Below are 22,804 nucleotides of genomic sequence, written 5' to 3'. Positions count from 1 at the left end.
TTGACACTACCGAGGTGTACTATTTTTACCCGAGTCGCTAATTTTTGCCGCAAGGTGCTAAGCCGCGAGGAAAGCGAGGCTGAACAGGCAGTCGCCCGTCCACAGGTGACGGTGATCCCGCGTGAGCAGCATGCTATTTCCCGCAAAGATATCAGTGAAAATGCCCTGAAGGTAATGTACAGGCTCAATAAAGCGGGATACGAAGCCTGGCTGGTTGGCGGCGGCGTGCGCGACCTGTTACTTGGCAAAAAGCCGAAAGATTTTGACGTGACCACCAACGCCACGCCAGAGCAGGTGCGCAAACTGTTCCGTAACTGCCGCCTGGTGGGTCGCCGTTTCCGTCTGGCTCATGTGATGTTTGGCCCGGAGATTATCGAAGTTGCGACCTTCCGTGGACATCACGAAGGTAACGTCAGCGATCGCACGACCTCCCAACGCGGGCAAAACGGTATGTTGCTGCGCGACAACATTTTCGGCTCCATCGAAGAAGACGCCCAGCGCCGCGATTTCACTATCAACAGCCTGTATTACAGCGTGGCAGATTTTACCGTCCGTGATTACGTTGGCGGCATGAAGGATCTGAAAGACGGCGTTATCCGTCTGATTGGTAACCCGGAAACGCGCTACCGTGAAGATCCGGTACGGATGCTTCGCGCGGTTCGTTTTGCCGCCAAATTGGGCATGCGCATCAGCCCGGAAACTGCCGAGCCGATCCCACGCCTGGCAACCTTACTGAACGATATCCCACCGGCACGTCTGTTTGAAGAATCGCTGAAACTGTTGCAAGCGGGCTACGGTTACGAAACTTATAAGCTGCTGTGTGAATATCATCTGTTCCAGCCGCTGTTTCCGACCATTACCCGCTACTTCACGGAAAATGGCGACAGCCCGATGGAGCGGATCATTGAACAGGTGCTGAAGAATACCGATACGCGTATCCATAACGATATGCGCGTGAACCCGGCGTTCCTGTTTGCCGCCATGTTCTGGTACCCATTGCTGGAGACGGCACAGAAGATCGCCCAGGAAAGCGGCCTGACCTATCACGACGCTTTCGCACTGGCGATGAACGACGTGCTGGACGAAGCCTGCCGTTCACTGGCGATCCCGAAACGTCTGACTACGCTAACTCGCGATATCTGGCAGTTGCAGTTGCGTATGTCCCGTCGTCAGGGAAAACGCGCATGGAAACTGCTGGAGCATCCTAAGTTCCGTGCGGCATACGACCTGTTGGCCTTACGAGCCGAAGTTGAGCGTAACGCTGAACTGCAACGTCTGGTGAAATGGTGGGGTGAGTTCCAGGTTTCCGCGCCGCCAGACCAAAAAGGGATGCTTAACGAACTGGATGAAGAACCGTCACCGCGTCGTCGTACTCGTCGTCCACGCAAACGCGCACCGCGTCGTGAGGGTACCGCATGACAGTGGCGTATATTGCCATAGGCAGCAATCTGGCCTCTCCGCTGGAGCAGGTCAATGCTGCTCTGAAAGCATTAGGCGATATTCCAGAAAGCCGCATTCTTGCTGTTTCTTCGTTTTACCGCACCCCACCGCTGGGGCCGCAAGATCAACCCGATTACTTAAATGCAGCCGTCGCGCTGGAAACCACTCTTGCCCCTGAAGAGCTACTCAATCACACACAACGTATCGAATTGCAGCAAGGTCGCGTCCGTAAAGCTGAACGCTGGGGACCGCGCACGCTGGATCTCGACATCATGCTGTTTGGTAATGAAGTAATAAATACCGAACGTCTGACCGTTCCGCACTACGATATGAAAAATCGTGGCTTTATGCTGTGGCCACTGTTTGAAATTGCGCCGGAGTTAGTGTTTCCTGATGGGGAGACGTTGCGTCAAATCTTACATACAAGAGCATTTGAAAAATTAAGCAAATGGTAATTTATTTATATTACGAATATAAATATTTTCTGAAAATCACACCGACTCTCTTTCCTTAATAACGATTTTAGTTTAAAAATTTTTTATAGAAACATAATATAAATTCCCGCTGAGAAATATCAATCCCATCGCCATACCCTAACTAATTGCACTTGTGAACTTAAATTTACTTAATCTTGAATTAAGTAAATTTAATTTGTTCAAAAGCTTCTAAAGTGCACAATAGGCAACCTAATGAACAATGGTTGTAAATTTTGGTAACAAACATCATTGCTCATTAATATCTAACATTTGTTTCTTATATTCGTGTCATGAATAGTTACTCTTCAAACATGTAGTCTGACTAATGGAATTTTATTCAAGGATTTTTATGTCTAAAAAATTAGGTTTTGCCCTGTCTGGTCTTATGCTGGCAATGGTTGCAGGTAATGCTTCTGCTGCACTGGACGGTGGCCAATTAAATATCAGTGGTCTGGTAGTTGATAACACCTGTGAAACCCGTGTTGATGGTGGCAACAAAGATGGCCTGGTGCTTCTGCAAACTGCAACTGTTGCTGAAATCAGTGCTGGCGTACTGAATGACACCGTAGGTGCTAAAGCTAAACCTTTCAGCATCACCGTTGACTGCAGCAATGCAAACCCGAATCCTGGTAGCACCGCAAAAATGACCTTCGGTTCCGTGTTCTTTGGCAACAGCAAAGGGACTCTGAACAACGATATGTCTATTAACACGCCTTCTGACGGCGTAAATATTGCCCTGCACAATATTGATGGTTCCACTATCAAACAGGTTCAAATTAACAACCCAGGCGATATTTACACAAAAACGCTGGACGCTACGACTAAATCTGCAACCTATGATTTTAAAGCATCCTATGTCCGTGCTGAAGCAAGCCAGGCACCAACTGCTGGTTATGTTAAAACCAACACTGCATATACCATTACTTACCAGTAATCCTTCGTTAGATTCATAAACTGAATATCTATGGGAGTAACTTTCTTAATAGTGGAATGTTACTCCCTATTTTAATTAACTCTGTCGGGAATGGTTTATGTTTTTAAACGCTAAACATACTGCAGCTGTATGCTTCGCCACTTGTATGAGCTTAAGCGCATCGGCAATAGCAGATATCGTAATTTCAGGAACTCGCGTAATTTATAAAAGTAATGAAAAAAGCGTTAATGTTCGGCTGGAAAATAAGGGGAATAATCCGTTACTCGTTCAGAGCTGGCTGGATACTGGCGACGATAGTGCTGAACCAGGGAGTATTACTGTCCCATTTACCGCCACCCCTCCTGTTTCGCGAATTGATGCCAAACGTGGTCAAACTATTAAATTGATGTACACGGCTTCCTCACCGCTGCCAAAAGACCGAGAAAGTGTTTTCTGGTTTAACGTACTCGAGGTTCCACCCAAACCTGACGCAGATAAAGTCGCCAACCAGAGTCTTCTGCAATTGGCATTCCGTACGCGTATCAAATTATTTTATCGCCCGGAAGGTTTAAACGGACTGCCATCAGATGCACCCGCAGCACTGAAATGGTCATGGGCAACCTCTGCTGGAAAAACTGCATTGCGCGTCGCAAATCCGACACCGTATCACGTCTCATTCAGTAGTGGTGATTTAGTCGCCAATGGCAAAACCTACCCCCTGGATGTAAAAATGGTAGCCCCGCTGAGTGAAGAAACCTTCGATATAAAAGGCATGAGTGGTAAAGCAAGTTCTGCCAAAGTGCATTTCTTCGCCATAAATGACTTTGGTGGTGCAATTGAAGGCAATGCCAGCCTGTAACTAAATCAGGAATAAACGCAGCAGGAAGCACAACGTGTCCCGAAAAATCATAAAAACGCATAATAACAAACTTACATATATAGCCTCGTTTTGCGCATTGCTATTAAGCCCCTGTGCCATAAGCGCTGAACACGTTGAATATGATAATACCTTTTTGATGGGGCAAGATGCTTTTAACATCGACCTTAGTCGGTATACCGAAGGTAACCCTACCTTGCCCGGCGTGTATGACGTCAGTGTTTATATCAATGATCAACCGGTTATCAACCAAAGCATTTCCTTTATTACCCTCGAAGGTAAGAAGAATGCGCAGGCTTGTATCACCCTGAAGAATTTATTGCAGTTTCACATTAATAAACCAGATATAAATGCCGAGAATTCCATCCTTCTACAGCGCGAAGGCGAACTCGGAGATTGTCTTGATTTAGCAAATATCATTCCTCAGGCCTCGGTTCATTATGACGTCAACGATCAACGACTGGACATCAATGTTCCTCAAGCCTGGGTAATGAAGAATTACCAAAACTATGTTGACTCTTCACTGTGGGAAAACGGTATTAACGCCGCAATGCTAGCCTACAACGTCAACGCATATCACAGCGAAATTCCGGACAGAAAAAACGACAGTGTTTACGCCGCATTTAACGGCGGTATAAATCTGGGGGCATGGCGACTTCGCGCAACCGGCAACTACAACTGGATGACCAATGTAGGCAGTGATTACGATTTTCAGAATCGCTATTTGCAGCGCGACCTGGCCTCTTTGCGTTCACAGTTAATAGTGGGTGAGTCATACACAACTGGGGAAACCTTTGATGCTGTCAGTATTCGCGGTATTCGTTTATACAGCGACAGCCGAATGCTACCGCCTGCGTTAGCTAGTTTTGCGCCTATTATTCATGGTGTCGCTAACACCAACGCAAAAGTCACCATTACCCAGGGCGGGTATAAAATATATGAAACTACTGTACCGCCGGGAGCATTTGTTATTGATGATTTAAGCCCATCAGGCTACGGCAGCGATCTCATTATCACAATCGAAGAATCTGATGGCATAAAACGAACTTTTTCCCAGCCATTTTCTTCGGTAATTCAGATGCAACGCCCTGGTGTTGGAAGATGGGACATCAGTGCTGGTCAGGTATTAAAAGACGATATTCAAAATGAGCCAAATTTGTTCCAGGCCAGCTACTACTATGGTCTGAACAACTATCTTACAGGTTATACCGGTATTCAAATTACCGATAATAACTATACTGCCGGGCTGTTGGGCCTTGGCCTGAATACCGCGTACGGTGCGTTTTCAGTCGATGTAACCCACTCGGATGTGCAAATTCCGGACGATAAAACCTACCGCGGGCAAAGTTATCGCATCTCCTGGAATAAGTTATTTGAAGATACCAGAACCTCGCTCAATATCGCCGCTTACCGTTATTCAACCCAGAATTATCTGGGGCTTAACGATGCACTGACATTGATCGATGAAGTAAAACATCCGGAACAGGACCTGGAACCTAAAAATATGCGTAACTATTCACGCATGAAAAATCAGGTTACGGTTAGTATTAACCAACCCCTCAAGTTTGAAAAGAAAGACTATGGCTCATTCTATCTTGCCGGAAGTTGGTCTGACTATTGGGCGGACGGACAAAATAATACTAACTACTCCATTGGTTATAGTAACAGCGCATCGTGGGGAAGCTACAGCATTAGTGCCCAACGGTCCTGGAGCCAGGACGGCGGTAATGAAGACAGCATCTATCTAAGCTTTAGCATTCCTATCGAAAAGTTACTGGGTTCAGAACATCGCGACTCTGGTTTTCAGAGCATTGATACTCAGTTAAATAGTGATTTCAACGGCAGCAATCAACTCAGTATCAGCAGTAGTGGTTATAGCACCGAAAACCATATCAGTTATAGCGTCAATACAGGCTATTCGATGATGAAATCCAGTGATGATTTGGGCTATATCGGCGGATATGCAAGCTATGAATCTCCCTGGGGAACTCTTTCCAGTTCAGTTTCCGCAAGCAGTGATAATAGCCGTCAAATCTCATTTAATACCGACGGCGGATTTGTTTTACATAGCGGCGGCCTGACCTTCAGTAATGACAGCTTTAGCGACTCAGACACTCTGGCCGTTGTACAAGCGCCAGGAGCTAAAGGGGCGCGTATTAACTATGGTAATAGTACGATAGATCGTTGGGGATATGGTGTTACTAACGCGCTCTCCCCTTATCATGAAAACCGAATTGCACTCGATATTAACGGTCTGGAAAATGACGTTGAATTGAAAAGTACCAGTGCTATTACTGTCCCCCGCCAAGGGTCTGTTGTCTTTGCTGGTTTTGAAACAGTTCAGGGACAATCAGCGATTATGAACATCAAGCGAACTGACGGTAAAAACATTCCGTTTGCCGCAGATATTTATGACGAGAACGGAAATATTATTGGCAATGTAGGGCAAGGTGGTCAGGCCTTTGTTCGAGGTATAGAACAACAAGGTAACATACGTATCAACTGGCTTGACGACGGTAAACCTGTCACTTGCCTTGCTCATTACCAGCAGAGCGCAGCACCAGAAAAAATAGCGCAAACTATTATTCTGAATGGAATTAGTTGTCAGATTCAGTAACAACAGGGAATTTCACATAATGAGAATAACACTGCATAAATTGGCAATACTGACTGGATTATTTTTATCATCCTCTGTACTTGCAACAGACATTAATGTTGATTTTACAGCAACCGTAAAAGCATCAACTTGTAACATTACGTTATCAGGCGACAATGTCACCCCTGATGGGAGTGACACCTACACATTAACTTTCCCAGGAACTATTGGTCTGGACAAAATTGCAAATAAAACGACTCAAGCACAGGCGAATTTTAATCTGGTTGCCAGCGGTTGTACCACAGGCGTCAGCAAAATCAATACCAGGCTCAGTGGGAATGCTTCCGGAACTACTCCCGCATTAATTGTTCCACTCTCTTCTGACACTACATCAACAACTAATTATATTGGTATGGGTATAAAAGCACTTGGTGAAGATGATTCGACATTCTTAATCCCAAACAGTGCGCCGAGTTTTATTCCATGGGAAATTAGTGATACAGACAAAACTCTTGAACTGACCGTTGCACTGCGCGAAACCACGGCTGGCAGTGGTGTTCCTGGCGATTTCCGCGCCCAGGCAACTTTCAATTTCATTTATGAATAACAGGGATGATAATAATGAAATCTAAAACATTATGTTATGGACTGCCCGCTGGTGTTTTTTTTGCGGCATCCCTATTCACCAGCCAATTGTTTGCAGCTACCGATAGCGTTAAGCTGAATGTTAAAGCAACCGTAGAGACGGGAACCTGTACCGCCAGCCTGGTGGATGACAATGATCAGCCTATTTCTGTTATTGCATTTGGGGATGCTTACATTCCTGAAATTGATGCCAAAACAAAAATTAAAATATTTAAGTTACAGTTTAAGGATTGTGCTGGTATTCCTAATAAAAAAGCACTCGTAAAATTAACTAAACGCGCAACTTGTGAAGGAGCAGCCAACGATGGGCCTGGTTTTGCAAACGGCTCCGCCGCTGCTGATAAAGCAAATGCTGTTGCGGTTGAAGTATGGAATACCACGACACCTGGTACAGACGGCAAGACTCAATTTAGCTGCGTAACACCAGTCGCTCAGGAAGTGAATATCTCCACTGCAACAGGAACTACGTCAGTATATCATCCTATGAGTGCACGCCTGGTGGTAGAGAAAAATAAAAGCAAAACCGACATCACTGCCGGTCCGTTTTCCGCACCTGCAACATTTTCTATCACCTATAACTAACAGGCCATTAAAGTCAGGGACCGATTATGCTTTCCTCTCAACTAAAAATTAAGATAAAAACAAGTCTGTTCCTGGCATTATTGTTTGCCACATCCAGTCCTGTATATGCAGGGCTGGATGTGGATATGGTTGCCAATATCAAGAACAGTACATGTAAAAGTGGCCTCAGTAACCTTGGTAATATCGACCTTGGTGTGGTTGGTGTGGATTATTTTTCTGGTAACGTCGCACCTGAAGATGATTATCCGGGTGGGAGAGAGTTCACTATCACTGTGACTGACTGCGCCATCCAGGGTTCTGGAAATGTGTTAAATCAGTTACATATTAACTTTAAACCGCTTAATGGCGTGATGGCGACAGGCTCTCAGCAAATTTTTGCAAATGAAAATGTCGCCGGCGCTCAAAACGTAGGTGTAGTAATATTTTCCACTCAGGACCCGGCTAATATATTTAATGTTCTTACCCCAGCGGGCAGTTCTCGTTCAATTTATCCGGTGATGACTGCTGATTTAAACAATTCATCCTGGAAATTCTATACACGGATGCAAAAAATCAACCCTGTATTAAATGTCATGCCCGGCCAAATCATAAGCCATGTATTAATTGATATTTACTACGAGTAACATACCAAAAACAAATTACTGCGACTATTACAGCAGTGGATGGTGGAGTGAAAATGAAGACATTCTTCAGATATTTTCTTTTTTTAATTCTGTGCTTGAGTTGTTATACCGCGAGTGCTGGCACTGATGATTTCGTAGGATATGTTGTTGGGAATAACTACGGCGTTGGTCCGTCAGATCAAAAATGGAGAGAAACCGGGCCAAATGGAGATGTGACAGTCGTGTTCAGGTATGGTACCAGTACAAATAATTTAGTATTTTATAAACCAACACAACTGGGTCCAACAGGGGTGAAATTACATTGGAGTCAGTTAGATACTGCTTCTGGCGGAGGCTTTCTTTATTGTAACAGAAGCAATAACACCAGTGGCGGGGCAATGCGTATCGAAAATGCAATGGTTGACTCTGGAAAAAGATATGGTAACCATAAACTATTCAATACATCTGTTCCCGGTTTGTATTATACAATATTAATTTCAAATATGTGGTCAGCTTACGGTACTGTAACTAACGTTAGTTCACCAGGAATATATATTGGTGATTCTGCAGAACAATATTTTTCATGGTACAATCCAAGCGAAAGCATATTATACCAAAGTTGTAACAATGCCAACACATCCAGCAAATATTGGGCTGTAGGCGGTATTTATCAAAATCTTACCATCGAATTTTATACAGATACCAACTTTGATCCAACAGTAACTCAACAAGTTTCATTATCGCGCTCATCAAACTATTTATATTCATTTAAAGCTTATGGTGCTGGTATCGGCATTAACGAACACAGCTATTTTCTTCGAGTTGATTTTGACCTACTAAATATTAAATTAAGTAATCCCACTTGTTTTACAGCTATGTTAAGTGGAACATCTGTTACTGGTTCTACGGTAAAAATGGGCGAGTATAGTGAAGCACAAATAAGAAACGGTGCCACACCGGTTCCTTTTGATATTTCACTTCAAAACTGCGTTCGTGTGACTAATATCGAGACAAAATTAGTTTCAACAAAGGTTGGTACTGAAAACAGGCAACTCCTTGGTAACACTCTCACAGGAAATGGCGCAGCAAAAGGCGTTGGGGTATTGATTGAAGGATTAGCAAACAGTAAAAGTGCCCTCATGATACTGAAACCTAATGATTCAACTTCTGTTTATAAAGATAATACGGGCCAGACGCAGAATAACGATTCAGATGCGATTTACCCGGAAGATGACGGTATAACGTATCCACTTCATTTCCAGGCTACATTAAAACAAGACGGGAATATTGCTATTGAACCCGGCGAATTTAAAGCCACCAGCACTTTTCAGGTTACCTACCCCTGATAACACTATCGCACCGCCAGACAACGGCGGTGCGATACGGATAAATCATTGCCCCCACCAATGTGACTGATAAAATGCGAGACAGCACAACATTATTTATCAGGATACGCTATGAAACCAACCACGATTGCTTCATTGCAGAAATGCAAGCAGGACAAAAAACGTTTCGCAACCATCACCGCTTACGACTATAGCTTCGCAAAACTGTTTGCCGAAGAAGGACTTAACGTCATGCTGGTAGGCGATTCACTGGGCATGACGGTTCAGGGGCATGACTCCACGCTACCGGTTACCGTTGCCGATATCGCCTATCACACCGCCGCTGTGCGTCGCGGCGCGCCAAACTGCCTTCTGCTGGCTGACCTGCCATTTATGGCGTATGCCACGCCGGAACAAGCCTTTGAAAACGCCGCAACGGTAATGCGTGCCGGAGCCAACATGGTCAAAATTGAAGGCGGTGAGTGGCTGGTGGAAACCGTACAAATGCTGACCGAACGTGCCGTTCCAGTTTGTGGTCATTTAGGCCTAACCCCACAGTCAGTAAATATTTTCGGTGGCTACAAAGTCCAGGGGCGCGGCGATGAAGCGGGAGATCAACTGCTCAGCGATGCATTGGCATTAGAAGCTGCTGGGGCACAGCTGCTGGTACTGGAGTGCGTGCCGGTTGAGCTGGCAAAACGCATTACCGAAGCACTGGCGATCCCGGTTATCGGTATTGGCGCAGGCAACGTCACTGACGGGCAAATCCTCGTGATGCACGACGCGTTCGGCATTACCGGCGGTCATATTCCTAAATTCGCCAAAAATTTCCTCGCCGAAACGGGCGACATCCGCGCGGCTGTGCGGCAGTATATGGCTGAAGTGGAGTCCGGCGTTTACCCGGGCGAAGAACACAGTTTCCATTAAGGAGTGACGTTGTGTTAATTATCGAAACCCTGCCGCTGCTGCGTCAGCAAATCCGCCGCCTGCGTATGGAAGGTAAGCGCGTGGCGCTGGTGCCCACCATGGGTAACCTGCACGACGGCCATATGAAGCTGGTTGACGAAGCCAAAGCCCGCGCCGATGTGGTCGTCGTCAGTATTTTCGTTAACCCGATGCAGTTTGACCGCCCGGAAGATCTGGCTCGCTACCCACGCACCTTGCAGGAAGACTGCGAGAAGCTAAACAAACGTAAAGTGGATCTGGTTTTCGCTCCCTCGGTAAAAGAGATCTATCCGAACGGTACAGAAACCCACACCTATGTCGATGTTCCAGGCCTTTCCACCATGCTGGAAGGTGCCAGCCGTCCAGGACATTTTCGCGGCGTTTCGACTATTGTCAGCAAGCTTTTCAACCTGGTCCAGCCAGATATCGCTTGCTTCGGTGAAAAAGATTTTCAGCAACTGGCGCTGATCCGCAAAATGGTTGCTGATATGGGCTTTGATATTGAGATTGTCGGCGTACCGATTATGCGCGCCAAAGACGGTCTGGCGCTGAGTTCCCGTAACGGTTATCTGACGGCGGAACAACGCAAAATTGCGCCGGGTCTGTACAAGGTCTTAAGTTCAATTGCCGACAAATTGCAGGCTGGCGAACGGGATCTCGATGAAATTATTGCTATTGCCGGGCAAGAACTGAATGAAAAAGGTTTCCGTTCCGATGATATTCAGATTCGCGATGCCGACACCTTGCTGGAAATCTCTGAAAACAGCAAACGAGCGGTGATCCTGGTAGCCGCCTGGCTTGGCGATGCTCGCCTGATCGACAACAAAATCGTAGAACTGGCGTAATATTTAACTGGCGCTACGGCTGATGGCGCCAGTTATTCATTGCCACGTCATCTGTAAGCAATTATTCATATCGTAGACAACTTAGTTAGAGTTAATTAGCTTATCAATCTCTGCAAGAGATAAAGCTGTCACCTCTGCAACGTCTTCCCGAGACATTCCTTTACTCAGAAGACGCTGGGCCAGTCTTACCTTCTGGAGTCCCTCTTTATATCCCTTCTGAAATCCCTTCTGAAATCCCTTCTCTTCAAACCACTGCGCCAACGTCTGCCAGGTTTCTCTCCGTGTCTTTATTTCCATATGTTCCCTTAATTATCTGGTCAGTTAACAATAACAATTATCTGGCTATAACTGATAATGCAGATAACTTAGCTAATCAGCTTATCAACCTCAGCAAGAGGTAAATTTGCCATCTCTGCAACGTCTTCCCGAGACATCCCTTTACTCAGAAAACGCAGGGCGAATTCCTGTCTTACTTCCTGTCTAACCTCTTGTATTACCTCCTGTCTTACCTCCTGCCTTTCCTCCTGTCTTCCCTTCTCTTCAAACCACTGCGCCAGCGTCATCATAGACTCCCCTCCCGTTTCCCTGTCTCTCAGCACACCATAAAACAAATCCGCTTGTTCAGTATGACCGCGTTGCAGCATATAGTTTTGCATGGCAACTAACTGACTTCCGCTAGTGTACCCTTCGTCTATCAGCGTGACCAGTTGCTCCAGCAATAACATTAAGTCGCGTTGGCGAATATGTTTTTGCAGCAGTTCGAGAATCGCAATCCGCCGATGTTGCATGATTTCGTCATCCGGTGTGATAGTGATATCCACCAGCGGGAAAGGACTGTTATAGACGCGTCGCGCCAGCTCCGGCGAGTAAAACATATCAAACCAGCACATTGAGAGTGGATAAGGCGTGGCCTCGCCCTGATAAAACAAAATCGGCACCACCAGCGGCAGCTTATCGTGATCTGCCTCCAGATGCCGGTGCATGGCAGCAATAGAATAACGCATCATGCGAAAGGCCATTTTTTTGTCCGGCTTGCTTTGGTGTTCAATTACAACATGTAGATAGCCCGTATTACCCTGCATTTGCACGGAATAGAGCACGTCAGTGCTGTGCCCTTTCAGGCTTTCTTCAATAAAACTCCCCGACTCAAGATGCAGCGTGTCGAGGTCACACAGTTCGCGTAGTTCCGCTGGCAAATGGATATCCAGAAAGTCACGAGCCGTTTCCGCATGCATTAAAAATTGTTTAAACACCGCATCATGCGGTGTGGTACTCGGTGCATCCATCTTCCCTGCCTTCTGTGTTGTCTTGCGTGAAGGCAGTATCCAGTCAAGGCGCGCCGTCGTCAGCCGCCTCTTTAGTGTTTACCGAGCAGCGTTCAGATAAATTTCAATTGGTTACAGGCATTACATGGCACGCTTCGGCACGGTTCGCAAACTGCTGATGCAAATGCCGTCAGATGAGTAGACACTAAACAAAAATCGGGCAATACTGCGTGAGAATTTCCTCAAAGCAGGCATCGCCTGCTTCGTTAACGACAGGGTAGAAAGGTAGAAGTTATGATTCGCACGATGCTGCAGGGCAAACTCCACCGCGTGAAAGTGACTCATGCGGACCTGCACTATGAAGGTTCTTGCGCCATTGACCAGGATTTTCTTGACGCAGCTGGTATTCTCGAAAACGAAGCCATTGATATCTGGAATGTGACCAACGGCAAGCGTTTCTCCACCTATGCCATCGCGGCAGAACGCGGTTCGAGAATTATTTCCGTTAACGGTGCGGCGGCCCACTGCGCCAGCGTCGGCGATATTGTCATCATCGCCAGCTTCGTTACCATGCCAGATGAAGAAGCTCGCACCTGGCGACCCAACGTCGCCTATTTTGAAGGCGACAACGAAATGAAACGTACCGCGAAAGCGATTCCGGTACAGGTTGCCTGATTGTTATCCCTGCGGCTGGTTACTCACCAGCCGCGACATCGTCTCCAGCGAATCCGTTCTTAAGATATAAAGTCGTTTTAGTAACAACGGATTATCCCCCGGTTTTACTTTGCCTTTCATGGTCGTCACCGCCAGGTGAAATCCGGCTTCTTTTGCTGCCTTCACGGCTTTGTCATTAAATCCGCCAAATGGATAAGAAAGATACAAAACATGTGGATTAAATTGCGCCAGAGCGCGGCGTGAACGTGCAAAATCAAACAGAATATTGTGCTCACTACGGCTCAGCAATATAGGCCGCCGATAACCATCTATCCGATGCAAAAAATGAGTATGTGACTGGAAATCAAATACATCGCGAATTTCGTTAAGTTCAGAAACGCTCATAAATTGCAGCGATTTTGGGTTCCATTTCTGCGGGTGACGTTTGATGCGCGAGGTAACAATAAACGCCGTCGCCTTCATACCATATTGTTTCAACACAGGATACGCATAGCGGCTCACCGACTTGAGGCCATCATCAAAGGTAATTACCACCGCTCGCGCAGGGAGATTGATCTTATTCTTCACGTAACCTTCCAACTGCGCCATGCTCAGTGTCGCGTATCCCCTGTCGCGCAGCCAGGCCATCTGGTTATTGAAAGCGCGTACCGAGGTGGTCGTCGAAGTATGGCGAAAACGGGTGTTTTCTTCGTCGCGCAAAATATGGTGATAGGTTAGCACCGGCAGGCCATTATCGGGTTGGGCATCCAGCGCGCTGATATAGGCCAGTCGATCGCCAATACGGATCTGATACCAGGTTTGATTTAACCTGTCTTTCAGTTTATGCAAAATCGGGTAGCGCAAATTGTCCGCCAGTACTCCAAATGGCGCACTGCCCACACTCGGTGCGTTATAAACCAGTGTATCTTTCCAGGTTATTAAGTTCTGATTACTCAGCGGCTTGTTGAGGTCACCCAAACCATCTTCAACTTTTTGTCGCCCCTGAACCGGCTCGAGATGGCCTTTATCGATAAACCCTTTACCAAAGCCAAAATTAAATGCGTAATAACTTGCGGCAGTGGGCTCCACGGCAATGATTTGCCCGGCCCGAATATTCCCTACCGTCACCATTTTGTCGCCAATTTGCGCCCAGACCGCGGCATTTTCGATGGTTTGCATATAACGGGCAGGTAATGCGGCACTGACGCTTGCGGTAAACAGCATCAGCAGGAGAATAACAGCTTGTTTGTACATGAAAAAATAACCGAGGGTGAAACAACGCTTTTATTGTAGCAAAAGCGTCATCAGGATCGCGGGTTAATACTCATACAAATTATGTTTGAGGACGAAAGGCGGATTTTTTTGTTGTTGGTGCCAAAGACTACTGACCTCCGGCGCACCCAGTTCGACAATTCGCTCGCGAAACTCAGCGCTGGATAATGTTTCACGGTAGGCCAGCATCTGTTCAACTAACGGTAACGTTACCCCAGAAATCACTTCACAGCGGGAGTGTTTGTGGCTTAATAGCGAAGCCACGCGGTACGGCGGCGCTCCGGCAATATCAGTTAAAAAGATCACCCCATCGCCAGAGTCTGCTTCATGCAGAGCATCGCACATCATACGGCTGAGCATATTAGAACTTAATCCGCGCCAGAAATTCACGGCCCGGCACTGAAGAAGCGCCCCGTGTTTTTTCTCCAGCGCATCCAGTATCTCTTGCGCCCGATCATCGTGACAGGTAATAACCCAACCTAGCATCGCCTTCCTCCTTAGCCGAAAATCAGTCTACCCTGACCATGGTTAATAAAGGGTGATAGTCGTCAAAACTCCTCTCCCCCGAATCCAGAGGAGAGGGAATAGCCTTAGCTACGTAGACCACGCCCACGTTGGATCAGCGACCAGCAAATCAAATAAAACGCCACAATAAAGACCACCAGTACGCCAAAGGTAGTGACCAGCGGCACATCATTGATACCGAGGAAGCCGTAGCGGAAACCACTGATCATATAAACGATCGGGTTCAGGTGCGACAGTCCCTGCCAGAACGGCGGCAGCAAAGTCAGGGAGTAAAAGACCCCGCCCAAATACGTGAGTGGCGTTAACACAAAGGTTGGCACCAGGCTGATGTCATCGAACGTTTTGGCAAACACGCCGTTCAGCAAACCCGCAAGGGAGAATAGCACCGCAGTGAGCACCAGGGTTAAGGCAACGAATACCCACGAATGCACCTGAAACGGCACAAAAAACAGTGAAATTGCCGTCACCAAAATACCAACAAACAAACCACGCGCCACGCCACCACCGACATATCCGGCAATAATGACATGAGTCGGAACCGGCGCTACCAGCAGCTCTTCAATATTACGCTGGAACTTGGCACCAAAAAATGATGACGCGACGTTGGCGTAGGCGTTGGTGATCACCGACATCATGATCAGCCCCGGTACGATGAACTGCATGTAGCTGAAGCCATGCATATCGCCAATACGCGAACCAATCAGGTTACCGAAGATAATAAAGTAAAGGGTCATGGTGATGACTGGCGGCACCAGCGTCTGCACCCAGATACGCATAAAGCGATGGATCTCTTTCGCCCAGATGCTTTTTAGCGCCACCCAGTAAAGATGCATCATGCGCGATCTCCTTGTTTTTCATTAACCAGTGAAACAAACAGCTCTTCCAGACGGTTAGCTTTGTTACGCATACTTAATACCTGAATGCCCTGCTCACTTAACTGCGTGAATACGCTGTTTATCCCCTGCTCACGCAACACTTCAACTTCCAGCGTCGCGGTATCGACCAGTCGATACTGATAGCCATCGAGCTTCGGTAACGGACTTTTCGGCGCGAGATCGAGAATAAAGGTTTCTGATTTCAGCTTCGCCAGCAGCGCCTTCATCGAAGTATTTTCCACCAACTCACCGTGTTGAATAATGCCGATATTGCGGCACAGCATTTCTGCTTCTTCCAGGTAGTGTGTGGTGAGAATGATGGTGGTGCCTTTGTCGTTTAAATCCTTCAAAAAGCCCCACATTGAGCGGCGAAGTTCAATATCCACGCCTGCGGTCGGTTCGTCGAGAATCAGTAGTTTAGGTTCATGCATTAACGCACGGGCAATCATTAAACGGCGCTTCATCCCGCCAGATAACATACGCGCACGTTCGTTGCGTTTTCCCCATAGATCGAGTTGTTTAAGATACTTTTCGCTGCGAATGTACGCTTCTTTGCGCTCCACACCGTAGTACCCTGCCTGATTCACCACAATTTGCTGCACGGTTTCAAACGGGTTGAAGTTAAATTCCTGTGGCACCAGACCCAACTGACGTTTAGCGTTTACGACATCTTTCTCGAGATCGTAACCAAATACGCTGACCCGCCCGGAGGTTTTATTTACCAGAGAGCTGATAATACCGATAGTGGTCGATTTTCCGGCCCCGTTCGGCCCGAGAAGCGCATAAAAATCACCCGCTTCGACCTGCAAATCGATTCCACGAAGCGCCTGAACGCCGCCTGGATAGGTTTTTTTAAGCTGTTGAAGTTCCAGTGCAATGGTCATAAATTTTTACTTACCTTACGTTCTTACACTTTATCTGTGGTTTAAATCGTCCCGGAGTTGCCCTATATTAGCCAAACGTAATTATTTGGTTACAGGTCGTTAACCTCCATGAAAGACATAGATACACTCATCAGCAACAATGCACTATGGTCAAAAATGCTGGTGGAAGAGGATCCCGGGTTTTTTGAGAAACTGGCACAAGCGCAAAAACCGCGCTTTCTATGGATTGGATGTTCCGACAGTCGCGTTCCTGCAGAACGTTTAACCGGTCTTGAGCCGGGCGAACTCTTTGTTCACCGTAATGTTGCTAACCTGGTCATTCACACCGACCTGAACTGCCTTTCCGTGGTTCAGTATGCAGTGGATGTACTCGAAGTTGAACACATTATTATCTGTGGCCACTACGGTTGCGGCGGCGTACAAGCCGCAGTTGAAAACCCGGAACTGGGGCTTATCAACAACTGGCTGCTGCATATCCGCGATATCTGGTTCAAACATAGCTCATTGCTCGGCGAAATGCCGCAAGAGCGCCGTCTGGATACCTTGTGTGAACTGAACGTCATGGAACAGGTGTATAACCTGGGCCACTCCACTATTATGCAATCAGCGTGGAAACGCGGGCAGAAAGTCACCATTCACGGCTGGGCCTACGGCATTCACGACGGCTTGCTGCGTGATCTGGATGTCACAGCGACTAACCGCGAAACCCTTGAGCAACGTTACCGTCACGGGATCTCCAACCTCAAGCTGAAACACGCCAACCACAAATAAAAATGCCATGCCGGATGCAACACATCCGGCAACTTCACACTTACTCGTCCAGCAGAATCACTTTGCCGATATACGGCAGATGACGGTAACGCTGTGCGTAATCAATGCCGTAACCCACCACAAACTCATCCGGGATCGAGAAACCGATAAATTCTACCGGGACGTTCACTTCACGACGGGACGGTTTATCCAGCAGCGTACAAATCGCCAGCGACTTCGGTTCGCGCAGGCTTAAGATCTCACGCACTTTCCACAGTGTATTACCCGAATCGATGATATCTTCAACAATCAGCACGTCCTTGCCACGGATATCTTCATCCAGATCTTTGAGGATTTTCACATCACGGGTGGTGGACATGCCGCTACCGTAGCTGGAGGCGGTCATAAAATCGACTTCATGAGATACCTGAACTTCACGGCACAGGTCCGCCATAAACATAAATGAGCCACGCAGCAGACCCACCAGCACCATATCGCTGCCGCTGTCTTTGTAACGCTCAGTAATCTGACGACCCAGTTCGGCGATACGCGCTTTAATCTCCGCTTCGGGGATCATTACTTCTACAGTATGTTTCATATCTCTAACCATATGATTTAAAAACAAATCACTTCGCACGGGCAGGTTTTGGCACCGCAACAAAGCGCAAGACACGCAGTATACCAGTAAAACTATTCATTCGCGGAATCTGTTAATAAAGCTCGAATTGTGATGACGATCACACATGTTAAAACCTATAATTAATTGCTACTAAAATATTAATGAATTGAAATGGTGTCTCTTTATGGCAATTAACAATACAGGCTCGCGACGATTACTCGTCACGCTAACAGCCCTTTTTGCAGCGCTTTGCGGGCTGTATCTACTCATTGGCGGAGGCTGGCTGGTCGCGATTGGCGGCTCCTGGTACTACCCTATCGCTGGCCTTGTGATGCTCGGCGTCGCCTGGATGCTGTGGCGCAGTAAACGCGCCGCGCTTTGGCTGTACGCCGCCCTGCTGCTCGGCACCATGATTTGGGGCGTCTGGGAAGTTGGTTTCGACTTCTGGGCGCTGACTCCGCGCAGCGACATTCTGGTCTTCTTCGGCATCTGGCTGATCCTGCCGTTTGTCTGGCGTCGCCTGGTCATTCCTGCCAGCGGCGCAGTTGCCGCACTGGTGGTGGCATTGCTGATTAGTGGCGGAATCCTCACCTGGGCGGGATTTAACGATCCGCAGGAAATCAACGGCACCTTAAGCGCCGATGCCACACCTGCCGAAGCTATCTCACCGGTTGCCGATCAGGACTGGCCTGCGTATGGTCGCAATCAGGAAGGTCAACGCTTTTCACCACTGAAGCAAATTAACGCCGATAACGTTCACAACCTGAAAGAAGCCTGGGTGTTCCGTACAGGCGATGTGAAACAGCCGAACGATCCGGGCGAAATCACCAATGAAGTGACGCCGATTAAAGTGGGCGATACGCTTTACTTATGTACCGCTCACCAGCGCCTGTTTGCGCTCGATGCCGCCAGCGGCAAAGAGAAATGGCATTACGATCCTGAACTGAAAACCAACGAGTCCTTCCAGCACGTAACCTGTCGTGGCGTCTCTTATCATGAAGCCAAAGCAGAAACGGCCTCGCCAGAAGTGATGGCGGATTGCCCGCGTCGTATCATTCTTCCGGTCAATGATGGTCGCCTGATTGCGATTAACGCTGAAAACGGCAAGCTGTGCGAAACCTTCGCTAATAAAGGCGTGCTCAATCTGCAAAGCAATATGCCGGACACCAAACCGGGTCTGTATGAGCCGACTTCGCCGCCAATTATCACCGATAAAACCATCGTGATGGCCGGTTCAGTCACCGATAACTTCTCAACCCGCGAAACGTCTGGCGTGATCCGTGGTTTTGATGTCAACACCGGGGAGCTGCTGTGGGCTTTTGATCCGGGCGCGAAAGATCCGAACGCAATCCCGTCTGACGAACACACCTTTACCTTTAACTCACCAAACTCGTGGGCACCAGCGGCCTATGACGCGAAGCTGGATCTGGTGTATCTGCCGATGGGCGTGACCACGCCGGATATCTGGGGCGGTAACCGTACACCGGAACAGGAACGTTATGCCAGCTCGATTCTGGCGCTGAATGCCACTACCGGGAAACTGGCGTGGAGCTACCAGACCGTTCACCACGACCTGTGGGATATGGATCTTCCGGCACAGCCGACGCTGGCGGACATCACCGTTAATGGTCAGAAAGTGCCAGTCATTTATGCTCCGGCGAAAACCGGCAACATTTTTGTGCTCGATCGTCGTAATGGCGAACTGGTGGTTCCGGCACCGGAAAAACCGGTTCCCCAAGGTGCTGCCAAAGGCGATTACGTAACCCCAACTCAACCGTTTTCTGAACTGAGCTTCCGTCCGACGAAAGATTTGAGCGGTGCGGATATGTGGGGAGCCACCATGTTTGACCAGCTGGTGTGCCGCGTGATGTTCCACCAGATGCGCTATGAAGGCATTTTCACCCCGCCATCTGAACAGGGTACGCTGGTCTTCCCGGGTAACCTGGGGATGTTCGAATGGGGCGGGATTTCCGTTGATCCGAATCGTGAAGTGGCGATTGCCAACCCAATGGCACTGCCGTTTGTTTCGAAACTGATCCCACGCGGTCCTGGTAACCCGATGGAACAGCCGAAAGATGCCAAAGGCACGGGTACGGAATCCGGCATTCAGCCACAGTACGGTGTACCGTATGGTGTCACGCTCAACCCGTTCCTCTCACCGTTTGGTCTGCCATGTAAACAGCCAGCATGGGGCTATATCTCGGCATTGGATCTGAAAACCAATGAAGTGGTGTGGAAGAAACGTATTGGTACGCCGCAGGACAGTATGCCATTCCCGATGCCTGTACCGGTGCCGTTCAATATGGGTATGCCGATGCTGGGCGGGCCAATCTCCACAGCGGGTAACGTACTGTTTATCGCCGCTACGGCAGATAACTACCTGCGCGCTTACAACATGAGCAACGGTGAAAAACTGTGGCAGGGCCGTTTACCAGCGGGTGGTCAGGCTACGCCAATGACCTATGAAGTGAATGGCAAGCAGTATGTGGTGATCTCCGCAGGCGGTCACGGTTCATTTGGTACGAAGATGGGCGACTATATTGTGGCTTATGCGCTGCCGGATGATGTGAAGTAACCATAATGCCCGGAGAGATCCGGGCATATTTCCGAATACGGTCTTTTTATACCGTAAACCCTAACATCATCCCCGTATCTTCATGCTCCAGCAGATGGCAGTGCGCCATATAAGCATGTTCTTTCGGTGCATCGTGATTAAACTTCACCAGCACTTCGCTGACATTACCTTCTACCTTAACGGTATCTTTCCAGCCTGCGCGATGAGTCGCTGGCGGTTTGCCATTTTCTGACAAGATACGGAACTGCGTACCGTGGATATGGAACGGATGCAGCATCATGTCGCCCACGCCAGAGATAACCCAACGTTCGTATTGCCCTTTCGCCGCCGCAAACATCGGCTTGTTCATATCAAACGCCTGACCGTTGATTTTATTGGCATGGTGGAAATCGAACTTCCCGCCGTGGTTCATATGATTCATATTGCCGTGCCCCATATGGCCCATCATCTGGCTGTGATCCATCCCGGCCATCGCCTGATCGCCATATTTCTCCATCAGCATCTGCATCCCCATCATATCGAGCATTGGGTCCATAGAAAGTTGCAGCTTGCGTACCGTCAGCCCTTCCAGCGAAGGTAACGCAGGCAGGCTACTTAATGTGTCTGGCAAAGCACCAGAGGCACTAATGGCAATCGGCTGAATCCGCATTACCGGATGCGGCTTGTCAAACGGCGCAATCGCCATCCCCATCTGGCTGACCGGCAGCGTCACCAGGTCAAAGGGTTTGTTGTCGTTAACTTCCACCAGCACTTCAAAACGCTCGCCCATCAGCACTGGCAGCTCGTTCACCTTCACCGGTTCAGGTAGCAGACCACCGTCGCTGGCAATCACATACAGCGGGCGATTGTCGCTGGTGGCGAAATTAAGCGAGCGGGCATTACAGCCATTGAGCAAACGCAGGCGAAGCCAGCCACGCGGGGCAGCGTGTTGCGGGTAGATAGCGCCGTTGGTCAGCAACGTATCACCAAACCAGCCCACGGCGGCGGTCATCACATCCAGTTGATAATCAATCTGCCCGTCAGCGTTAAATTTTTTATCCTGAACAATCACCGGGACATCATCAATACCCCACTGTTTTGGCAGCATTAATTTCAGGATCTCGTCATCTTCAATTACCACCAGCCCAGCCAGCCCCATCGCCACCTGTCGCCCGGTCTTGCCATGTTGATGTGGATGGAACCAGCAGGTAGCGGCAGGTTGATCAACGTTCAACGTCACCGAGCGCTTGCCACCTGGCGGAATAATTCCCTGCGGGCCGCCGTCGACTTCACCCGGTACTTCCAGCCCGTGCCAGTGCAGCGTCGTCTCTTCCGTCAGTTGGTTGTAGATATCAACCGTTACCGCTTTGCCGCGCTGTAATTTCACCGCCGGCCCCAGCAGATTGCCGTTATAGCCCCAGGTAGTTGCGGTTTTCCCGCCAAAGGTGGACTGACCTGCGCCAATAGTTAACTGAATGCGATTACGGGCATCGGTCGTGAGCAAATCAGGGATCGGTAACGTTGGGCGTTCTGCCGCAAATACTGCGCGGCTCCACAGCGGCAAAGCCGAAGCCACACCCAGCGCGACGGAATATTTTAAGAAATCACGACGTTGCATAGTTATTTCCTTATTCTTAAGCAGGCGAAACAAAATCAAACGTTGAGCATAGTCCTTCCCCTTACGGGAAGGTCAAGCCGCAGACACAATTTAATCGACAATAATGGTCGTCGCCTCGCTCGCAGTGTGCTAACGTTTATCTTCTTTAAGCCCCTGGTAGAAGCAATGAAGACGTTTTTCAGAACAGTGTTATTCGGCAGCCTGATGGCCGTTTGCGCAAACAGTTACGCGCTCAGCGAGTCTGAAGCCGAAGATATGGCCGATTTAACGGCAGTTTTTGTCTTTCTGAAGAACGATTGTGGTTACCAGAACTTACCTAACGGGCAAATTCGTCGCGCACTGGTCTTTTTCGCCCAGCAAAACCAGTGGGATCTCAGTAATTACGACACCTTCGACATGAAAGCCCTCGGTGAAGACAGCTACCGCGATCTCAGCGGCATTGGCATTCCCGTCGCTAAAAAATGCAAAGCCCTGGCCCGCGATTCCTTAAGCCTGCTTGCCTACGTCAAATAATCCCTGATACCTTTTTGTAGAAATATTGA

23 protein-coding genes are annotated in these 22,804 nt (G+C 48.3%); 15 read left to right on the top strand and 8 right to left on the bottom strand.

Features of this window, described 5'->3' with window-relative positions; all coding sequences use genetic code 11:
- Positions 1–21: 21 nt before the first annotated feature.
- The 11 genes from pcnB to panC all read left to right on the top strand — a co-directional run bounded on the left by pcnB (position 22) and on the right by panC (position 11,246).
- Positions 22–1,419: a polynucleotide adenylyltransferase PcnB gene (gene pcnB, locus ACJHWR_RS06720; protein WP_010723084.1), complete on the top strand. Its 1,398-nt coding sequence runs from the start codon at positions 22–24 to the stop codon at positions 1,417–1,419.
- Complete coding sequence (folK, locus tag ACJHWR_RS06715) at positions 1,416–1,895, top strand: 2-amino-4-hydroxy-6-hydroxymethyldihydropteridine diphosphokinase (protein ID WP_000215148.1); 480 nt, start codon at positions 1,416–1,418, stop codon at positions 1,893–1,895. The genes pcnB and folK overlap by 4 nt, the downstream gene beginning before the upstream one ends.
- Before the next feature lie 370 nt (positions 1,896–2,265).
- On the top strand, positions 2,266–2,850 hold the full coding sequence (locus tag ACJHWR_RS06710) for a fimbrial protein (protein ID WP_000038428.1): 585 nt from the start codon (positions 2,266–2,268) through the stop codon (positions 2,848–2,850).
- A 97-nt stretch (positions 2,851–2,947) separates the two neighbouring features.
- Entirely contained in the window at positions 2,948–3,688 is a 741-nt protein-coding gene (locus ACJHWR_RS06705; RefSeq protein ID WP_000479539.1) for a fimbrial chaperone, read from the top strand.
- Between the two features lie 46 nt (positions 3,689–3,734).
- Positions 3,735–6,323, top strand: coding sequence for an outer membrane usher protein (locus ACJHWR_RS06700; protein WP_369770121.1), 2,589 nt, complete (start codon positions 3,735–3,737; stop codon positions 6,321–6,323).
- 16 nt (positions 6,324–6,339) lie between these two features.
- A complete protein-coding gene (locus tag ACJHWR_RS06695) occupies positions 6,340–6,909 on the top strand; it encodes a fimbrial protein (RefSeq protein ID WP_024175789.1) in 570 nt (189 codons plus the stop codon).
- A 14-nt stretch (positions 6,910–6,923) separates the two neighbouring features.
- Positions 6,924–7,529 (top strand): fimbrial-like protein YadL, encoded by a 606-nt coding sequence (yadL, locus tag ACJHWR_RS06690; RefSeq protein WP_000837847.1) that lies wholly within the window; start codon positions 6,924–6,926, stop codon positions 7,527–7,529.
- 26 nt (positions 7,530–7,555) lie between these two features.
- Positions 7,556–8,152: a fimbrial-like protein gene (locus tag ACJHWR_RS06685; RefSeq protein ID WP_000953151.1), complete on the top strand. Its 597-nt coding sequence runs from the start codon at positions 7,556–7,558 to the stop codon at positions 8,150–8,152.
- A 35-nt stretch (positions 8,153–8,187) separates the two neighbouring features.
- Positions 8,188–9,477, top strand: coding sequence for a fimbrial-like adhesin (locus ACJHWR_RS06680; protein ID WP_223718407.1), 1,290 nt, complete (start codon positions 8,188–8,190; stop codon positions 9,475–9,477).
- 111 nt (positions 9,478–9,588) lie between these two features.
- Positions 9,589–10,383 carry a 3-methyl-2-oxobutanoate hydroxymethyltransferase gene (gene panB / locus ACJHWR_RS06675; RefSeq protein WP_000805461.1) on the top strand — a complete coding sequence of 265 codons (795 nt, stop codon included), beginning with the start codon at positions 9,589–9,591 and terminating at the stop codon, positions 10,381–10,383.
- 11 nt (positions 10,384–10,394) lie between these two features.
- Complete coding sequence (panC, locus tag ACJHWR_RS06670) at positions 10,395–11,246, top strand: pantoate--beta-alanine ligase (RefSeq protein WP_000905377.1); 852 nt, start codon at positions 10,395–10,397, stop codon at positions 11,244–11,246.
- An 81-nt stretch (positions 11,247–11,327) separates the two neighbouring features.
- Here the strand turns inward: panC and ACJHWR_RS06665 are convergent, their stop codons facing one another.
- Together ACJHWR_RS06665 and ACJHWR_RS06660 are read right to left on the bottom strand one after the other, a co-directional pair.
- On the bottom strand, positions 11,328–11,543 hold the full coding sequence (locus ACJHWR_RS06665; protein WP_000404130.1) for a hypothetical protein: 216 nt from the start codon (positions 11,541–11,543) through the stop codon (positions 11,328–11,330).
- 68 nt (positions 11,544–11,611) lie between these two features.
- Positions 11,612–12,532 (bottom strand): Rpn family recombination-promoting nuclease/putative transposase, encoded by a 921-nt coding sequence (locus tag ACJHWR_RS06660; RefSeq protein WP_000339924.1) that lies wholly within the window; start codon positions 12,530–12,532, stop codon positions 11,612–11,614.
- 273 nt (positions 12,533–12,805) lie between these two features.
- Between ACJHWR_RS06660 and panD the strand changes: the two genes are divergently transcribed.
- A complete protein-coding gene (panD, locus tag ACJHWR_RS06655; protein WP_000621515.1) occupies positions 12,806–13,186 on the top strand; it encodes an aspartate 1-decarboxylase in 381 nt (126 codons plus the stop codon).
- A 3-nt stretch (positions 13,187–13,189) separates the two neighbouring features.
- Here panD and ACJHWR_RS06650 read toward each other — a convergent pair whose 3' ends face one another.
- From ACJHWR_RS06650 to ACJHWR_RS06635, 4 genes are all read right to left on the bottom strand, one after another.
- On the bottom strand, positions 13,190–14,419 hold the full coding sequence (locus ACJHWR_RS06650) for a polysaccharide deacetylase family protein (protein ID WP_000277887.1): 1,230 nt from the start codon (positions 14,417–14,419) through the stop codon (positions 13,190–13,192).
- Positions 14,420–14,482: 63 nt separating this feature from the next.
- Entirely contained in the window at positions 14,483–14,923 is a 441-nt protein-coding gene (locus tag ACJHWR_RS06645; protein ID WP_000901977.1) for a PTS sugar transporter subunit IIA, read from the bottom strand.
- 104 nt (positions 14,924–15,027) lie between these two features.
- Positions 15,028–15,798, bottom strand: coding sequence for an ABC transporter permease (locus ACJHWR_RS06640; protein ID WP_000972203.1), 771 nt, complete (start codon positions 15,796–15,798; stop codon positions 15,028–15,030).
- The gene (locus tag ACJHWR_RS06635) at positions 15,795–16,721 is read right to left on the bottom strand and encodes an ABC transporter ATP-binding protein (protein WP_000150637.1); all 927 of its coding nucleotides are present in this window, start codon (positions 16,719–16,721) and stop codon (positions 15,795–15,797) included. Before ACJHWR_RS06635 ends, ACJHWR_RS06640 begins: the two co-directional genes overlap by 4 nt.
- A gap of 108 nt (positions 16,722–16,829) precedes the next feature.
- On the opposite strand from ACJHWR_RS06635, the gene can reads away from it, so the two are divergent.
- On the top strand, positions 16,830–17,492 hold the full coding sequence (gene can, locus ACJHWR_RS06630) for a carbonate dehydratase (protein ID WP_000651599.1): 663 nt from the start codon (positions 16,830–16,832) through the stop codon (positions 17,490–17,492).
- 40 nt (positions 17,493–17,532) lie between these two features.
- Here can and hpt read toward each other — a convergent pair whose 3' ends face one another.
- Positions 17,533–18,069 carry a hypoxanthine phosphoribosyltransferase gene (gene hpt / locus ACJHWR_RS06625; RefSeq protein WP_012311613.1) on the bottom strand — a complete coding sequence of 179 codons (537 nt, stop codon included), beginning with the start codon at positions 18,067–18,069 and terminating at the stop codon, positions 17,533–17,535.
- Between the two features lie 205 nt (positions 18,070–18,274).
- Here hpt and gcd point away from each other — a divergent pair, with 205 nt between their 5' ends.
- Positions 18,275–20,665: a quinoprotein glucose dehydrogenase gene (gcd, locus tag ACJHWR_RS06620; protein ID WP_001306211.1), complete on the top strand. Its 2,391-nt coding sequence runs from the start codon at positions 18,275–18,277 to the stop codon at positions 20,663–20,665.
- A gap of 46 nt (positions 20,666–20,711) precedes the next feature.
- Here the strand turns inward: gcd and cueO are convergent, their stop codons facing one another.
- On the bottom strand, positions 20,712–22,262 hold the full coding sequence (cueO, locus tag ACJHWR_RS06615) for a multicopper oxidase CueO (protein ID WP_001189628.1): 1,551 nt from the start codon (positions 22,260–22,262) through the stop codon (positions 20,712–20,714).
- A 165-nt stretch (positions 22,263–22,427) separates the two neighbouring features.
- Here cueO and ACJHWR_RS06610 point away from each other — a divergent pair, with 165 nt between their 5' ends.
- Positions 22,428–22,775, top strand: coding sequence for a YacC family pilotin-like protein (locus ACJHWR_RS06610; RefSeq protein ID WP_001295568.1), 348 nt, complete (start codon positions 22,428–22,430; stop codon positions 22,773–22,775).
- The last annotated feature ends 29 nt before the right edge of the window (positions 22,776–22,804 follow it).

The sequence above is a fragment of the Escherichia sp. WS568 genome (assembly GCF_046486085.1).
GTDB lineage: Bacteria > Pseudomonadota > Gammaproteobacteria > Enterobacterales > Enterobacteriaceae > Escherichia > Escherichia coli.
Note: the sequence above shows the minus strand (reverse complement) of the source record. Positions and strands in the feature narration are given on the sequence as shown.

Coding starts and splice junctions, on each gene's coding strand:
- ACJHWR_RS06705 (WP_000479539.1), top strand. CDS start 2,948: ATGTTTTTAAACGCTAAACATACTGCAGCTGTATGCTTCGCCACTTGT.
- hpt (WP_012311613.1), bottom strand. CDS start 18,069: ATGAAACATACTGTAGAAGTAATGATCCCCGAAGCGGAGATTAAAGCG.
- folK (WP_000215148.1), top strand. CDS start 1,416: ATGACAGTGGCGTATATTGCCATAGGCAGCAATCTGGCCTCTCCGCTG.
- ACJHWR_RS06660 (WP_000339924.1), bottom strand. CDS start 12,532: ATGGATGCACCGAGTACCACACCGCATGATGCGGTGTTTAAACAATTT.
- gcd (WP_001306211.1), top strand. CDS start 18,275: ATGGCAATTAACAATACAGGCTCGCGACGATTACTCGTCACGCTAACA.
- cueO (WP_001189628.1), bottom strand. CDS start 22,262: ATGCAACGTCGTGATTTCTTAAAATATTCCGTCGCGCTGGGTGTGGCT.
- ACJHWR_RS06645 (WP_000901977.1), bottom strand. CDS start 14,923: ATGCTAGGTTGGGTTATTACCTGTCACGATGATCGGGCGCAAGAGATA.
- ACJHWR_RS06640 (WP_000972203.1), bottom strand. CDS start 15,798: ATGATGCATCTTTACTGGGTGGCGCTAAAAAGCATCTGGGCGAAAGAG.
- ACJHWR_RS06710 (WP_000038428.1), top strand. CDS start 2,266: ATGTCTAAAAAATTAGGTTTTGCCCTGTCTGGTCTTATGCTGGCAATG.
- ACJHWR_RS06610 (WP_001295568.1), top strand. CDS start 22,428: ATGAAGACGTTTTTCAGAACAGTGTTATTCGGCAGCCTGATGGCCGTT.
- ACJHWR_RS06635 (WP_000150637.1), bottom strand. CDS start 16,721: ATGACCATTGCACTGGAACTTCAACAGCTTAAAAAAACCTATCCAGGC.
- can (WP_000651599.1), top strand. CDS start 16,830: ATGAAAGACATAGATACACTCATCAGCAACAATGCACTATGGTCAAAA.
- ACJHWR_RS06650 (WP_000277887.1), bottom strand. CDS start 14,419: ATGTACAAACAAGCTGTTATTCTCCTGCTGATGCTGTTTACCGCAAGC.
- panD (WP_000621515.1), top strand. CDS start 12,806: ATGATTCGCACGATGCTGCAGGGCAAACTCCACCGCGTGAAAGTGACT.
- ACJHWR_RS06685 (WP_000953151.1), top strand. CDS start 7,556: ATGCTTTCCTCTCAACTAAAAATTAAGATAAAAACAAGTCTGTTCCTG.
- yadL (WP_000837847.1), top strand. CDS start 6,924: ATGAAATCTAAAACATTATGTTATGGACTGCCCGCTGGTGTTTTTTTT.
- ACJHWR_RS06665 (WP_000404130.1), bottom strand. CDS start 11,543: ATGGAAATAAAGACACGGAGAGAAACCTGGCAGACGTTGGCGCAGTGG.
- panB (WP_000805461.1), top strand. CDS start 9,589: ATGAAACCAACCACGATTGCTTCATTGCAGAAATGCAAGCAGGACAAA.